The sequence below is a fragment of the Paenibacillus graminis genome, assembly GCF_000758705.1.
GTDB lineage: Bacteria > Bacillota > Bacilli > Paenibacillales > Paenibacillaceae > Paenibacillus_AQ > Paenibacillus_AQ graminis.
This window is the reverse complement of sequence record NZ_CP009287.1, coordinates 2,668,397-2,683,262: the sequence shown is the minus strand read 5'-3', so window position 1 is coordinate 2,683,262 and position 14,866 is coordinate 2,668,397. Positions and strand designations below refer to the sequence as shown.

At 52.6% G+C, this 14,866-nt stretch carries 14 protein-coding genes; 2 read left to right on the top strand and 12 right to left on the bottom strand.

Annotated elements, in window-relative coordinates:
• Positions 1-443: 443 nt before the first annotated feature.
• The 8 genes from PGRAT_RS10840 to clpP form a co-directional block, all read right to left on the bottom strand.
• Complete coding sequence (locus PGRAT_RS10840; protein WP_025708226.1) at positions 444-1,259, bottom strand: alpha/beta hydrolase; 816 nt, start codon at positions 1,257-1,259, stop codon at positions 444-446.
• A 58-nt stretch (positions 1,260-1,317) separates the two neighbouring features.
• Positions 1,318-2,343 (bottom strand): FecCD family ABC transporter permease, encoded by a 1,026-nt coding sequence (locus PGRAT_RS10835; RefSeq protein ID WP_025708227.1) that lies wholly within the window; start codon positions 2,341-2,343, stop codon positions 1,318-1,320.
• A 10-nt stretch (positions 2,344-2,353) separates the two neighbouring features.
• Complete coding sequence (locus tag PGRAT_RS10830) at positions 2,354-3,364, bottom strand: FecCD family ABC transporter permease (protein ID WP_025708228.1); 1,011 nt, start codon at positions 3,362-3,364, stop codon at positions 2,354-2,356.
• Positions 3,365-3,393: 29 nt separating this feature from the next.
• Positions 3,394-4,428, bottom strand: a complete 1,035-nt coding sequence (locus PGRAT_RS10825) for an ABC transporter substrate-binding protein (RefSeq protein ID WP_025708229.1) — start codon at positions 4,426-4,428, stop codon at positions 3,394-3,396.
• 100 nt (positions 4,429-4,528) lie between these two features.
• On the bottom strand, positions 4,529-6,181 hold the full coding sequence (locus tag PGRAT_RS10820; RefSeq protein WP_025708230.1) for an AraC family transcriptional regulator: 1,653 nt from the start codon (positions 6,179-6,181) through the stop codon (positions 4,529-4,531).
• 637 nt (positions 6,182-6,818) lie between these two features.
• The gene (locus PGRAT_RS10815) at positions 6,819-7,223 is read right to left on the bottom strand and encodes a hypothetical protein (RefSeq protein ID WP_025708231.1); all 405 of its coding nucleotides are present in this window, start codon (positions 7,221-7,223) and stop codon (positions 6,819-6,821) included.
• A 124-nt stretch (positions 7,224-7,347) separates the two neighbouring features.
• Positions 7,348-7,554 carry a hypothetical protein gene (locus PGRAT_RS10810; RefSeq protein WP_025708232.1) on the bottom strand — a complete coding sequence of 69 codons (207 nt, stop codon included), beginning with the start codon at positions 7,552-7,554 and terminating at the stop codon, positions 7,348-7,350.
• Between the two features lie 20 nt (positions 7,555-7,574).
• Positions 7,575-8,156 (bottom strand): ATP-dependent Clp endopeptidase proteolytic subunit ClpP, encoded by a 582-nt coding sequence (gene clpP, locus PGRAT_RS10805; protein ID WP_020433613.1) that lies wholly within the window; start codon positions 8,154-8,156, stop codon positions 7,575-7,577.
• A gap of 179 nt (positions 8,157-8,335) precedes the next feature.
• Between clpP and PGRAT_RS10800 the strand changes: the two genes are divergently transcribed.
• A complete protein-coding gene (locus PGRAT_RS10800) occupies positions 8,336-9,103 on the top strand; it encodes an RNA polymerase sigma factor (protein ID WP_052415710.1) in 768 nt (255 codons plus the stop codon).
• A 39-nt stretch (positions 9,104-9,142) separates the two neighbouring features.
• Positions 9,143-9,325 (top strand): hypothetical protein, encoded by a 183-nt coding sequence (locus PGRAT_RS33175; protein ID WP_155990289.1) that lies wholly within the window; start codon positions 9,143-9,145, stop codon positions 9,323-9,325.
• Here the strand turns inward: PGRAT_RS33175 and PGRAT_RS10795 are convergent.
• The 4 genes from PGRAT_RS10795 to PGRAT_RS10780 all read right to left on the bottom strand — a co-directional run bounded on the left by PGRAT_RS10795 (position 9,305) and on the right by PGRAT_RS10780 (position 14,860).
• The gene (locus tag PGRAT_RS10795) at positions 9,305-11,119 is read right to left on the bottom strand and encodes a methyl-accepting chemotaxis protein (protein ID WP_025703146.1); all 1,815 of its coding nucleotides are present in this window, start codon (positions 11,117-11,119) and stop codon (positions 9,305-9,307) included. The two genes, PGRAT_RS33175 and PGRAT_RS10795, sit on opposite strands and share 21 nt — an antisense overlap.
• Positions 11,120-11,273: 154 nt before the next feature.
• Positions 11,274-12,005 carry a helix-turn-helix transcriptional regulator gene (locus PGRAT_RS10790; protein WP_042267994.1) on the bottom strand — a complete coding sequence of 244 codons (732 nt, stop codon included), beginning with the start codon at positions 12,003-12,005 and terminating at the stop codon, positions 11,274-11,276.
• Between the two features lie 243 nt (positions 12,006-12,248).
• Positions 12,249-13,421: an aminotransferase-like domain-containing protein gene (locus PGRAT_RS10785; protein ID WP_025703150.1), complete on the bottom strand. Its 1,173-nt coding sequence runs from the start codon at positions 13,419-13,421 to the stop codon at positions 12,249-12,251.
• Positions 13,422-13,570: 149 nt separating this feature from the next.
• Positions 13,571-14,860: an MFS transporter gene (locus PGRAT_RS10780; protein ID WP_025703152.1), complete on the bottom strand. Its 1,290-nt coding sequence runs from the start codon at positions 14,858-14,860 to the stop codon at positions 13,571-13,573.
• Positions 14,861-14,866: the final 6 nt, after the last annotated feature.

Here is a 14,866-nt window from a genome sequence, read left to right as displayed (position 1 = left end):
TGCATAGCGCAATATATTCTTTTTACCCGCTTTCCTTCCTAATAATAACCCTCATGTAATAACTCTCATGCCGCTGCTTCACCAGAATCTCCCGGTTATTGTTGTTATTATATGTAGTCCTGTTAATCCAATACCCGCCATCGTAAACGGTAAGGAGCGGCTGCGGCCGCCTGAAACAACAATACCAAAGCCAGCTGCAGCATTATTTTCCCATGACTGATCAGAACAAAACGGCCAAGCCGTCCTTCACTGGACAACGCAGCCGTTTTGGATTTCTTTCAGTTTAGCATTGCCTGGAGGACTTCACCATCAGACTTGCGGCAATCTAGGTGGAAAAGGATCCCTAATTGCCCCAGCACACGGATCTCTTCAGCCTAAGTTGGAAAAAGGATCACTAATTCAGCTCGTTTCGCTCCTGAGGCAGTAAAATCACCCAATTAAGTTCACTTTTCCCACTTAAATCTCACGATTGCTGTCTTTGGGAGAGAAATAAGTTCACTTTTTCCAACTAGAGCTTGCTCATCTGCTCCAAACAGCCATTTCAAGGCCACCGGCAGCTGACGGCTGAAAAACACACTGTCATGAGTTCCTTGCCGTTCCCTATCGAAGTGCAGCTCATCTGGACCTAACCCTTGTTCCAGCAGCAGCCTGTGCGCCTCCAGAGTCTTGGGCACCATTTGCTTCTGCACATTGGTTTTGTAGCATCCCTCCAGCTCCCCGACATACATGTAGAGTTTCCGCCCTGAAGGGGGTGCCGGACAGGTCCGCATAAACTCCAGCAGCCCTTCGTACCAGAACGAAGCGGAGAGCAGCCCGATCCGGCCAAACGTATCCGGGTACAGATAATAAGCGAACATAGAGATTAAGCCTCCGAGTGAGCAGCCTATCAGCCCGGTATCCCTGCTTCCCGGTAAGGTGGCATACTGTCCGTCGACATAAGGTTTGATGATCTCCACCAGTTCCTTCAGATACCCCCTCCCGCCTCCGCCAAAATCAGGCGAACCCGGCACGACCGCCGGAGACGGCCAAGGGGTATATTCATCATTGCGGTCAGGGGAAACAATTCCGACAAAAATCAGCTCCGGCAGCTCTCCGGCGATGAACAGATGCTCCAGATAGTTGGCTGTTTGTTTCATGACGCTTCCTTCATCCTGCAGATACACAACCGGATATCTCCGGCCTTCTTCCCCATAAGAGCGCGGCAAATAGATCAGCAGCCCGCGGCCCTGAACCACTTCCCGCCTAAATGTTCCTTCCATACATGGAGTGTCCTTTCCCAAAAGCGTATTTCGTACGTTGCTGCCACCGCATCGCATCCTATTGTTTCCGTGTCTTGAACAGCAGGAACAGAAAATACGGCACGCCAATAATTGAAACTACAATCCCTACCGGGAGCTGGGCGGGAGCAAATACCGTTTTACCGATAAAATCACATAGAACAACCATCAGCATTCCAATCATTCCGCACAGCGGGGCGATATACCGGTAGCTGTTGCCGACCAGGCGTCTGGCAATATGCGGGGCGATCAAGCCCACAAAACCGATGCTTCCCGATACAGATACGCAGGCGCTGACCAGACCGACACAGCATAACAGCAGAACCTGCCGTTCTCTGCCTGATGCTACGCCCACTCCTTTGATACTCACTTCATGCAGCTGAAGCAGATCCAGAACCGCTGCGCGTCTCCAGATCACCGGAATGAGAATCACCAGCCATGGCAGAATCGACAGGATTTGTCTCCAATTCGCGTTGTAGACACTGCCGGCCAGCCAGACGGCGGCCATCTCAAAATTCTGCGGGTCCATCTTCAGCGAGACGTACAGCGTAATGGCGCCGAAGCCGGAGGCCAGAGCGATCCCCACCAGAATCAGCTGCTGCGGATCAAATTCACCAGCCCGCCTCGCAAAGATAAAGAGCAGAACGATGGCGGCCAGTCCGCCGAGGAATCCGAACACGGGCATGGTCAGCACCGACAGCCAGCCCGGAGCCTTCATCGTGCCTGCGGTGAAGAACATGAACACTACGACAAAAGCGCCCGCAGCAGCGTGAATGCCGAGAATTCCCGGATCAGCCAGAGAATTGCGGGTGATGCCCTGCAGCACCGCCCCCGCAATCCCCAGGCCGAATCCGACCAGTGCGCCCAGAACAATGCGGGGCAGCCGGAAATCAAAGATCACCAGATCGTGATCCGCGTTCGGATGAATGCGCAGCAGTGTGCGGACGGCATCTGCGGCTGAAATATCAAATGTGCCGTTCGTCAGACTGACATACATGCCGCACAGCGTCAGCATACCAATCAGCAAAAACAACATCCAGAAGGTTCTTCTCTTCGACGCCAGCATTAACCTGCGCTTATTCACGTGACCCGCCCCCTCTTGTCTTGATTAAATAGAGGAAGAAGGGCACGCCAAACAGTGCGGTTACGACCCCGATCGGCGTCTCGAACGGAAAGTTCATGAACCGGCTGATCAGATCGCACAGAGACAGGAACAATGCACCGAACAAGGCGGAAAAAGGAATGATTCTGCGGTAATCCTGTCCTACCAGGTAGCGGGTGATATGCGGGATAATCAGGCCGATAAAAGCGATTTTACCGGCTATTGCTACCGAAATCCCTGTTAAAATCACCACACTGAGCAGGGTCAGCCCTTTAATAGCATTCACTTTCAGTCCCAGGCCTGATGCCGTTTCATCTCCAAGCGAGAGCATGGTTACTGGACGGGCCATCAGCAGCGCGAGCGTTAGCCCTACAGCAGCAAAGGGAAGTGCCAGCTTAATAAGAACCGGGTCCATCGTATGCAGGCGGGCATTGTACCAGAAGCTGATATTCTGCGACACCTGAAAATAGGTGGCAAGTGCCTGGGAAACCCCGCCGAGAAAGGTGCCAATGATCGTACCCAGTACGGCCAGGGTCAGAGGGGAAGCTCCTCCGGGCAGCAGTTTGGCCGTGCCGAAGACGAGAGCCGCCCCCAGCGCCGAACCGGCCAGCGAATACAGGATCAGGGACAGGGAAGATGCTCCGGGCAGAAACACCATGCCTAACGTAACGGCAAACACCGACCCGTCGCTGATGCCCATAATCGAAGGAGACGCCAGATAATTCCGCGTCATACCCTGCATAAGCGCCCCTGACACTGCCAGAAAAGCGCCGATCAGCAGCGCGCCCGCTGCCCGGGGAATCCGCGAGGTGCGTACGATCAGATGATCGATATTCTCCGGGTCCGGGTGAACCAGCGCATTCCAAACCGTCTCATAGCTGATGGATTTGGTGCCATACAGCAGCGACAACAGGCTGATAAATAGGATGAGCAGAGCTCCCGCCATCAGCAGCGAGGAGGTCTTGGCTCCGGCAGTCCATTTCATGTCATCTCACTCTTCTATACATGCTTGGATTATTTGTTAAGCTGTTCTACAGCAGCCTTCAGGAATTGCACACGGCTCCATGCGGGTCCGCCTTCAGCCAATGGATCGATCACATTCACGAAGGTTTTATCATTTTTCATCGCATTGATTTTTCGAATAATCGGGTTATTCTGCAGATCCTCCAGCGCTGTGGCGGCCTCAGCATTTTCGTCCGCAGCGAACTGCAGGAACAGAATATCCGGATTCATTGCCGCCAGCTGCTCTACCGAGATCGCTTCCTGTGCTTTGGCCGCTTCAACCTCTGCCGGGACCGCCAGTCCCAAATCGTTATACAGAATCGGATTAACGAATACTGCTGCCGGGAAAATAAAGACTTGGCCTGCCCGAATGCGCAGTGCCACTACCTTTTTATCCTTCAGCTTATCTCCCAGCAGCGCCTTGGCTTTGCCGAGATCGGCCTGGTATTCGGCAATTGCTGCTTGGGCTTTATCCTGTTTGCCTGTGAGTTCCGCGAGCAGATTCAGGTTGGCTTCCCAATTACTTGCGATATGCGAAACTTGAATAAGCGGAGCGATTTTCTTCAGCTGCTCTACCACTTCAGGCTTGAATTTTGTCGTACCGAGAATCACATCCGGCTTCAGCTTGAGAATAGTTTCGAAGTTTGGTTCGGTTTTCTCCCCAATTGATTCGGCCTTGTCCGTAATCGCCGCGAACCGCTCCGGGAAGGCTCCGCCGAATGTAATGGCACCCACCGGATGCACATCCAGCACCAATGCGTCTTCCATAGCTTCCATGGCCCCTGTGATTACAATCCGTTCAGCATTTGCGGGTACCGTATACTGTTCACCCATGTATTCAATCGTACGCGTTGCGCTTTCCGCAGCCGCCGGAGATGATGAGGGCTCAAGCGTTACTTCGGCTGTTGCCGACGGTGCCGCATTTGCCGCTGACCCGCCTGCCGCCGCACTGTTCCCCGTCTGATTATTGCTGCCATTTCCTCCACACGCCGTTAACGCCAATACAAACAAGACTACAAGCCCCGCTATCCAAAATGATCTTTTCATCTTTTTCATGATCCCCTTCCGCTAATCTAATTGATAATGATTATCATTTTCGAGTATAACGAAGGGCTTGCCATTTCACCATGGACAAAATACCGAACAACTATGGACGATTACCCGGGAAAAGCTGAAGCATCTGCCGCAGCATCCGCAGCTGGGCATAAGCAGAGTTCTCACGCCAGGGATCTGAATTCAGCAGATGCACGCGATGCCTTTGCACGGCGGGCAGCTTCATCCACTGCGGATCATTCTGCAGCCTGCTCCACTCGCCCAGGGTCTCGCTCTCCCGGCGGATCAGCATCAGCAGATGATCTGCCGGCACATAAGCAAGTTCTGCCGGTGTTACCGGCACATCGTAGAGCTCTGTTCCACTCTCATAAGCTGGGCGCAGCTCCAGCTCACGGTAGAGCATCCCCGCCATTCCGCGGTTGCAATGCAGAGATAGCCTGTTGCCCAGCATTCGGATCACAACAACCGATTCACCGCCCAGCAGTCTCTGCAGCTGATCCTTGGCGGTGCGCACCTCCCGGTCATATGCAGCGAGCCACTGCTCCGCCTGCCAGCTCTCGCCCAGATACTGGGCCAGATGCAGCAGTTGTTCGCGCCAATCCCCCATTTCTGCCGGCGGATAATAGACTGGAGCCATGCGCTCCAGTTCAACCCTTTCCTCCGCGTGCAGCTCACCGGCTGCCAGGATCAGATCGGCAGAGCTTTGCCGCAGCAGCGCCAGATTGGCCTGCCAATCGCGGTTGCTGCGGTACGCGCTGATATGTACCGGAATATCTGCACGGTAGTTCCGGTAATAATACTCCGTCCACTTCGGGTGCAGCGCCGCCGCATAAGGGACAATATTCAGCGGCAGCAGCTGACCAAGCAGCGCCGTTGTGTAGGCTGCGAGCTTGCGGCGGCGGCTCTTCATATATACTGCCGGAGGAACGCCTATCATCTTTTTGAACTTGCGGCTGAAATAGAATTCATCCGCATAGCCCACCTGATGGGCGATGTCACGCAGCCGGACACCGCTATGTGCCATCAGGCGTTTGGCCTGCTGCAGCCGCAGCTCTGCGGCGTATTCCAATGCGCTTTTGCCATACTTCTTCTTGTACAGGTCAATGAAATATTTAGGGCTGAATTCCGCTGTCTGGGCAAGCTGCTCTACAGTCAGCGGTTCGGTGTAATGCGCTTCTATGTACTGCTTGGCCTGCTCCAGCGCAGAATGGGCATCCCTGGATCGCTGGCGGCTGTTATTTTGAAGCTGATACAGCAGTTCCTGAAAATCAATTTGCGTGCGGAAGCTTAGATTTTGGCCACAGGTCTTATCCTTGCAGGACACCTCTCTCCCAATAGAAAGAACATGCTTCATGTCATTCAGCACCAGATTTCCCTGCTCCGGAAACAGCGGAAAGTCTCTCAAGGGTGAGATACTGGTCTCTTCAGCCTCAGCCCCGCCGTGTTCAAATACATCGAAATAAAAAATAAACATCTCCACACCCCAGGCCGGCCGGGCGGTCCCAAAGGTCTGTTCAGGCAGGCACAGCACAGCTGAAGCAGCCTTCATTTCAAACTGCTGTTGATCGACCATAAGTTCTACTGCACCGCCAGCCACCACGATCAGCGCATAAGAGAAGACCAATTGCTGCGGGAGCTGCACTTCCCCGTTGTCTTTTACCGCCTGAACCGACAATAGCCTGAAGGAGAGCCGGTCCCAGCTCCGAAGATCCCTGTGGCCTGTGGCCTGTGCTGCCGTTTTTTTCATCACTGACATCCCCCGTGTTGAGCTTTGTATAATATATCAAGTATATTGATAACCATTCTCAATAACAATGCCGGGAAAAAGTATTTTTACCGGGGCAGCGAACAAAACGGCTGTGCCGTCCCACGGGGTGCAGCCGTTTTTGGATTTCAGTCTAGCGTAACCCGGAGAACGACTCCCCGTGATTCCTACGGCAACTCCAAGTGGAAAAAGGTTAACTAATTTGCTAGAGCATCCTGTGTTCGACAGATGAAGTGGAAAAAGGGACACTAATTCAGCTCCTTTCGCTCCTACCGGGCGAATATGGCCCAATTAAGTTTCCTTTTTCCACTTAAGTCTCAGAATTTTTGAATTTCCAGAATAATAAGCTCCCTTTTTCCAACTAGCGTCCTGCGAAGAAGCCGGTGAGCAAGCGCTAGTTGGAATGAGAAGATCCAGACCGGCTGATCCCTCAGCTTAATAGTTTAAAAGATAAGGGCAAATCAGCCTGTGCCGCTCCAACAACGGTATTTCTGCCGTTATTCGCTATAAATCCACAAGCGGAAGTGATCATATTTTCCTATACAACAAAAAAAGACCATTCCTTCCGTTCCTGGACAACGGGGAATAGCCTTGAAAAACTACATGAATGGATAAAAGGTTAACCTTGCAGAATGGAGTCTTTGCCGTCTGTACCGCCACTCATGGTGCAATTGCCCAGAACCAGCCAGCAGTTAACATTGTCCCCTCCTTGAACTGTGCCTTCAATAAGATAATGCGGGTACAGATAGCTGTGATCCACCCGGGAACGGACTGGTCCATACGCTGTCACCGCATAACCTCCGTCAGATAAGGCAATATGAATGCCGTGGATCGAAAAAAACATAATAGCACCAGCCACACGCCGCCCTTCAGGATACCTCTGCCTGGTCCGGTTCCATTCCTCCTGGTAGGGGGCCATTGCCTTGGTCCAAACCGCCTCAAATTCTGCAGATTGAATCGGGATATCTCCCTCCATCCACTCCACGGACTGGTCCGTTAAGTAAAAATCGGGGCTGCCGGACACACGGTAGGTGCCTTCTTGCCGGGCAACAATCTGCCGGTAAGCGGTCTGCTCCTCACCAATTTCAAAATACCAGATTTCATCATCTATAACTGACTTTATATACTGGATGGTTTTCCTCTCCTTGTTATTGCCCGAATCCGACCCGTGGACGCTCGCGCTCTTTGGTCTCCACAGCCACAGCGCGGATCGAGGTAATGGGAATGTACAGCACCTGATATTCCGTACGGTACTTCACAAATCGCTCGTCGATTTCCTCCAGAACGCCGCCTCTTACACTTGAACCATCCAGAAAATTCACACTGACCTCTTGGCCTTTCAAAGCTTCCAGCATTGTAGAATCCGCTCCTCTGCTTACAGTTTGGTAATGACCTTGTCGATAATGCCGTATTCCAGCGCCTCCTGGGCCGACATGAAATAATCCCGGTCCATATCCTTCGCCACCTTCTCCGCCGGCTGTCCCGTGCGTTCCGCGCTGATCTGCACAACCTTTTCCCTAATCTGCAGGATACGGCGTGCGCTGATGGCAATGTCGCTGGCCTGCCCCTGTGCTCCCCCATGCGGCTGATGGATCATAATCTCGCTGTTCGGCAGCGCATACCGTTTGCCGGTCGCTCCGGCCAGCAGCAGAAGGGAAGCAAAGGAAGCCGCAAAGCCGGTGCAAATTGTACTGACCTGCGGTTTGATTACCTGCATCGTATCATAAATGCCGAAGCCTGCGGTAGTTGAACCTCCGGGGCTGTTGATATACATCTGGATATCCTTATCCGGCTCGTCTGCCGCCAGGAAGAGCAGCTGCGCAATGATGCTGTTTGCGAGTTGATCGTCGATGGCCGCACCTACGAACACAATCCGGTCCTTCAGCAGCCGGGAATAAATATCGTAGGAACGCTCACCCCTGCTTGTTTGTTCAATGACATAAGGAATTACGCTCATGTTCATGCCTCCTTGAATAGCTTTGGTTGATACCCTGTAAACGGATGGAACCCTGCAAAGGATACGGTAGAGCTCCCGGGAAAATAACTGAAAAGCAGCGTATCCTTTACATTGTGCAGATCGTTTATATAATAGAGGCAACAGAAAACTCAGGATGACCGAAAAGGAGATGATCGCAAGTGTCGATCCTTGAACCATACAGCACCGCAGTATTCACGGATGACCAAAACCTGCTTCCGCTCCGGGAAGCCCTATCCCGGTATTGCCTTTCCTTGACCCGCTCCCGTGTTGAAGCCGAGGACTTGGCTCAGGATACCTGGACCAAAACGCTGGCTTATAAAAAATTTGCAGACACCCCAAATCCAGAGGCCCTGCTGCTGCGGATTGCCAAAAATACCTGGGTTGATGCCATGCGGCGCAAGGCCTCGCTTGGACGTGTGCTGGAACATACGCAAGCTATGGCGGCGATCGTTCAAGGGCAGATACCCGGTCAAGCACCGGAGAGCGGACGGTCTGAGATTGAGCTGGCTTTCCAGGCGCTGATCCGGCATTTATCTCCGCTGCAAAGAACGGTGTTCGTGCTGCGCGATGTACTTGGTTACCCGGCAGGTGAAACGGCGGAAATTCTTGCGACCACCGAAGGGGCCGTCAAGGCGGCGCTGCACCGGGCGCGTCAGGCGCTCGGTGCGGTCCGCAAAGACCTTGCCGAGGACGAAGGCCCTGCACAGCCGCAGGACCTGGACTTCCGGATGTTGCTCCAGGCGCTGGCGGAGTCTTATGAAAAAGGCCAGCTACCCGTCATGCTGGAGCTGCTACGGCAGGAGACAGCTACGGAGATGACGATGGCGCTCAGCAGCAGCAATGTGCAGGCGCTGGGTTGTGGCAGAGGAAGCTCCGGTACCAGCATGTCGGCTGGCGGTATGACGGCACTGCGGATGGCTGCTTAACAAGCGAAATAGGACGGCGCTGCGGATGGCCGGGAGGCAGTGGTTCTAAGTGAAACAGCTGACCAAGATATGCCGCCGTATGGAATCGAAGAATCCTGGTACATGGATACAGCAAAAGCCCGCGGGGCGGGCTTCCAGCTTCTGAAGCTGGCGGAGTGGTTCCCGGAGCTGGCCGGGGAACTGGTAACGAAGCTGGATGCTTCACTCCGCGATCGCGAGTAGCGGACCTCTGTCCTCATTCTCGGCTCTGGTTTCTTCCATAATAAGCAGTTGACCGGCCGGGGCATCCGTTCCGGTCTCTTCTGCGATTTGGAACACATTAATCTCCCGGAACAGCTGCTGCGAAATTTCATGGATCTCCACCGCCTGCCGGGCGATATTACGGATCGCCTGATCCTGCTGGGTGCTGGAAGCGTTGACCTCTTCCACGCCCGCTGCCGTCTGCCCGGCTACAGCCGCTACAGAATGCACAGATTCAGCCAGCCGGGTATTGATATTCCGGGTCTGCTCCACCTTCTGGTGAATTTGCCCGATCTGGCGGCTGATCCCGGTAATGGATTCGTCAATGGCTTCGAAGGAAGCAAGAGTCTCTACCACCTGGTGGTCCTGCGCCTCCAGGCTTTTTTTAGTCCCCAGCATATACTTCTGAAAATCCGTCATACTGTCCTGCAGCTCACTGATGATCCGGCTGATATGGTTGGAGGAGTCATTCGTCTGCACGGACAAATGCCGGACCTCGTCCGCAATGACGGCAAAACCTTTGCCCGAAGCTCCTGCCCGCGCCGCTTCAATGGCGGCGTTCAGGGATAGAATATTCGTCTGCTTGGAAATTTCCGTAATGGAATTAGTGATGCGCGAAATATCGCCGGACTGCTGAACGAGCGTTTCCAGCGCCTCATAAACCTTCGTGATGGAATCACGGGAATGCCGGGAAATCTCCCGGAGCGCGGTAACCGTGTCTGCACCTTTGCGTGTATTCCGATTGGCCGTTTCACTCGTTGAGAGCATCATATCCGTATAATCGGTAATCTCCTGAACCCCGCGTTCCAGTTCCTGCAGCAGCACCGTACTCTGTTCTGACTGCTCTGCCTGCTGCTCTGCCCCCGCGGAAATTTCCTGGATCGTGCGAAGAATATCCTGATTGGTATAGGCGGTAATAGTGGAGGATTGCTGAAATGAGTGCGAATAATCCGCCAGCGAAGAGGCCGCGCTTAAGGTCTGCCGCAGCATGTCGCGCACACGGCGCACCATATGGTCGAAATGGTGACTCAACCGGCCAAGCTCATCGTTATAAGGGGAATTGATCTGCTGCCGCAGATCTCCTTCGGCAATCTCCCGCAAGGCTGCCTGCAGCTTACCGACGGGTGACACAAAAGAACGGATCAGCAGCCAGCCGAGCAGCAGCATGAACAGGATTACTCCCCCCGCCGCATAGATGACAACTGAAACGGTGTGGTCCAGCAAAAGAAAAGAATAATTCTGCGCCCGCTCGGCATTATCCGCCGCTGCCGCATACAGCTTGCCGTTCGTCTCCAGCATGGACTGGCTCAGTGCCAATGCTTTCGTATGTAATTCATCTGTCCGTTCCAGTACCGTCAATGGATCGAGGCTGTCGTCTCCCAGGGTCTGAACCAGTTGATTAATGATCCCGCTATATTCATCAGTCTGGGTCCGCAGCAGCTCAAGGATTGTGAATGCGGGGGTTTCGGCCTCAAAATGTATTTTGCCCATTTCCCGGGCAAGTTCCTGCTGCTTGTCCTCAAGCGGGGCCGCCAGTTCCGGATCATTGGCTTCGGCAAGTGCCGTCTCTGCACGGTTCAACTCCTGCAGCAGCTGGGTAACCGTTGAGACGGTGATCCTCTTTTCCATCTCCGTTTTTTGCTTTTCCATAGAAAGCTCCACTTGGCCGATCTTATTCCCTTGGTACACAGCCACGCCCAGAAAAATAAGCGCAATGACCAAAAAACTTAAAATCAGCTTCCATTTCATAGAAAAGTGCAGCGGGTTTCCCTTCAAGTGAATCATCCCTTCATATCAAGCTTCGAAATACAATAGGTATATTTTACTAACACACTCATTGTAGAAGCTGGATATTAAATACTCTCTTCACTTTTGTATGCGGACCGTAAAGAATCTGTTGCGAAAATGTTAACACGGGGAGGCCGCCCGGCTATCGAACCGCAATCCGGTTCAGGAAACGGTTCATGAGCAGCGGCAGTGAAATAAGTATCGGCGGGTCGTCCAGTCTTGGGGGGTGCAGAGTTACCTGTTGATGCGGGACCAGCGAACCTGGCCCGACATGGATCGGGGCCCTCGACCGGGTACGCAATGTGGCATGTGGAAGCAGGAAATCCAGCGTCCGCGTTTCCCAGGAAATCGAGGTGGCAAGCAGGTAATAAGTCCCGGGTGCAACATGATCGAAGTGAAAATGCCCCAGGGAGGAGAGCAGGGTGCCATACAAAGGCAGTCCCTCGGGGATGGGTTTGGCGAAGAGGCCAATAAGAATAACCCCATTAAAAGGAACCTCCGCGGAAATTGTGCCGTGTACGGAAGAAGGCAGCCTGCTGATGGGATAAGAAGACCGCCAGTCCTGCAGCTTCCTCAGCGAGCTCATCTGATCTCCGGCATACTGGACCGAATTGCGGAACTCTGCCGGTGACATCCCGACCCTGGCGGCAAAACGGGACGTGAAGGTCCCGAGGCTTTGCTGCCCGATCTCCAGCGAAATATCGCGGACGGTAAGACCTGTGCGCAGCAGCATGTCCTTTGCCCGCTGCAGGCGGTGGGAGGAGACATAGTACAGCGGGGAAAGTCCGGTCCGCTCTTTGAACATGCGGGCAAAATGATAAGGACTGTAGCCGGCGTAGCGGGCCAGGCGCTCCAGCGGAAGATGATCATACATATGCTGGTGAATATAGGCGATAACGCCGTCAATCTCTGCAAACCGTTCTGTCACTGTAAGGTCCACCCTTCTTCGGGGATTGATCTTAAGAACGTAAGTTCGCATAAATAATATCACAAATTCTAACTAATTGGAACCGGAAAATTGAAACCGCCGCAGTGCAGCAGCATATCCAAAAAACACCGCTGACCGAAATCAGCGGCGTGCTTAATATGTCCAGCGCAGATGCCGGCTCATTCCATTTTAGATCTGTCCCAAAATTTGAATCCCCTTCACGATTTGTTCATCTGAAGGCGTAGAGAAATTCAGTCTTATTGCGTTGCAGGGCTCACCCGGATCAACAAGAAACGCTGTTCCTGGAACGACAGCAACCCCTTTTGCCGCCGCTATTTTACAATAATCCAGCATGGTTATCGTCGAAGGAAGCTCGCACCATAGAAACAATCCCCCATCGGGCCGGGTAAATGCCATTGAACCATCCGTATATTGCTCCATGCAGTCCGTCATCAGCGTGCATTTTCTGAGGTAAACCTCCCGGATCAGCTGGACGTGGCCTGCGTAGTCGTATTCCTTCATGAACTTGTACGCCAGAATTTGCGGAAGCATTGCCGTGTGCACATCTTCCCCTTGCTTGGCAACTACCATTTTCTGGATGATGTCATCCGGGGCGAGAACAAAACCTACACGAAGGCCGGCGGACAAAATTTTGGAGAACGAACCTACATAGATAACCAAGCCCTCCTCATCCAGAGATTTGATCGTCGGCACATCTTCCCCGCCAAAGCGCAGCTCTCCGTAAGGATTGTCTTCAAGAATGACAACACCATACTTTTTAGCCAACGAATAAATCGCTTTCCGTTTCTCCAGGCTTGTTGTAATTCCCGTCGGGTTCTGGAAGCTTGGAATCAAATACAGCAGCTTTACATTGGGCTCTGACTTAAGGGCGTGTTCCAGCCTGTCAAGATTGATCCCATCCGGCTCCATTGGGACGCCAACAAGCCTTGCACCGGAAGACCGGAAGGAATTAAGCGAACCAATAAAGCTCGGACTCTCACAAATAATCGTGTCGCCTTCGTTGCAGAATACTTTGCAAGCCAGCTCTATCCCCTGTTGGGCACCGGATACGATGAACAGGCTGTCTGAATCCTTTCCCGTATTAAATCCCGATCTTAAATGATCCGTAAGCGCTTGACGGAGGGGGAAATATCCCTCAGTTATACCGTACTGCAGCGCAGTTATCGGGTCTTGTTCCAGAATGTCTCTCGTAAACGACCGGATAGCTTCAATGGGAAAGGTCTCGGGGGCCGGATTGCCCGCAGAAAAAGGGATAACATCCTGACCCGATGTGGCTTTTAGAATTTCTCGGATGATAGACGGCTGGAGTGCCGCGATACGGTTGGAAAAAGAGTAATTCATATGTACCTCCTCTGGAGCTTGAATGAACTTTTGGTATCAGTATAACTTACTTGGCATACCAATCCTACCTGAAAGTCGATTCAGCCCCGGAATGAGGACAGAAATCCTTGATTGATTCATTTTCACGCAAAACGGATTCGCTCTAAGTCTCAGCTGCTTACCCTTTCGTCCGTGACAGTTGGATAGTCCGCTTGCTCACTATCCTGAAACTCCCTCCGGTAGAACCACCCGATCAGGACAGCAATTGTCGTCATGGCCGCAGCCAGCAGATACACCTGCACCATTCCAAAACGGTCTGCATACCATCCCAGGAACAACAAGGATAAACCAAAGGTAAGGTTAGTAAGCACATCAATTCCTGCCATTACTTTGGGGAGCTGGGCAGCAGGAGCGCTTGTTTGCAGCAAGGTGCGGCGAATAATCCCAGCCATTTGCACCGGTAACCCTGAGACGGCAAAAAGAACAAGCGCAGCCGCCGGGATCGTATTGACAGCAAATACTACTGTAATCAGCACATACACAAACAATGCTCCAAGCATGTACAAATAACCGTTTTTTTGCAATCGTTTGACCAAGCCAACAACAAGCACCCCGCCCAGAATCATTCCGCTAAAAAAGGAGGCATTCATGAATCCCCACCAGCTTGCATCCTTGTGCAGCACCTGGGTTACATAGGCCAGAATAAATACTCCGAGCCAGGAGGTTCCCCCTATCGTGTCTATGCTGTCCACGATCATCAGAGAACGAATACGCCGGTTATGCCAAATGATCTGCCACCCTTCCCCAAGTTCTTTCCAATAACCTCCTTTGGGTTCGGCTGCTGCCGGACTGGCAGCGGATGTTGGGGTTTCGGAGCCTGATTTCTGATGCTCCAGCGGATCACGGATGACTGAGGTGACAGTTGCAGCCACCAAATAGCAACAGGATGCGATCACAAGTGTACTCAAGGTACCGAGCCAGGCAACAATAATCCCGCTGAGCGCCCACCCTGCGCATCTAACTACTTGATCACTGACTGCCATCAAACCATTCGCGCGCATGAGTCCCTCACCGCTGGCCAAGCGGGGCACAAGCGCATTTCGTGCCGGATTGGTCCAGCCATCCAGAAAGGACATGCCAAACACCAGCACAAAAATGAAAAGAAAGGAACTTTGCCCAGGCACGGTCCACAAGTAAAGCAGCAGCAGTGTAAAAATAACAAACTGCCCAAGTTGGGAGAACAGCAAAATCCGCGTGAGCCTGAACCGGCTGAGAATTATAGGTGCAACCAACCCGCTAACCACTTGGGCAGACAAACGGAACAACGGAATTAAAGTAGTCTGCATTAGAGAATTGCTTGAGTTGAACACCAATACCGTTATACTCAAAATATAGATAATATCTGCTATATTCGAGATCGTCTGAGAGCCCCAAAGATAATAAAAAGACCGCTTAATCAACAAATC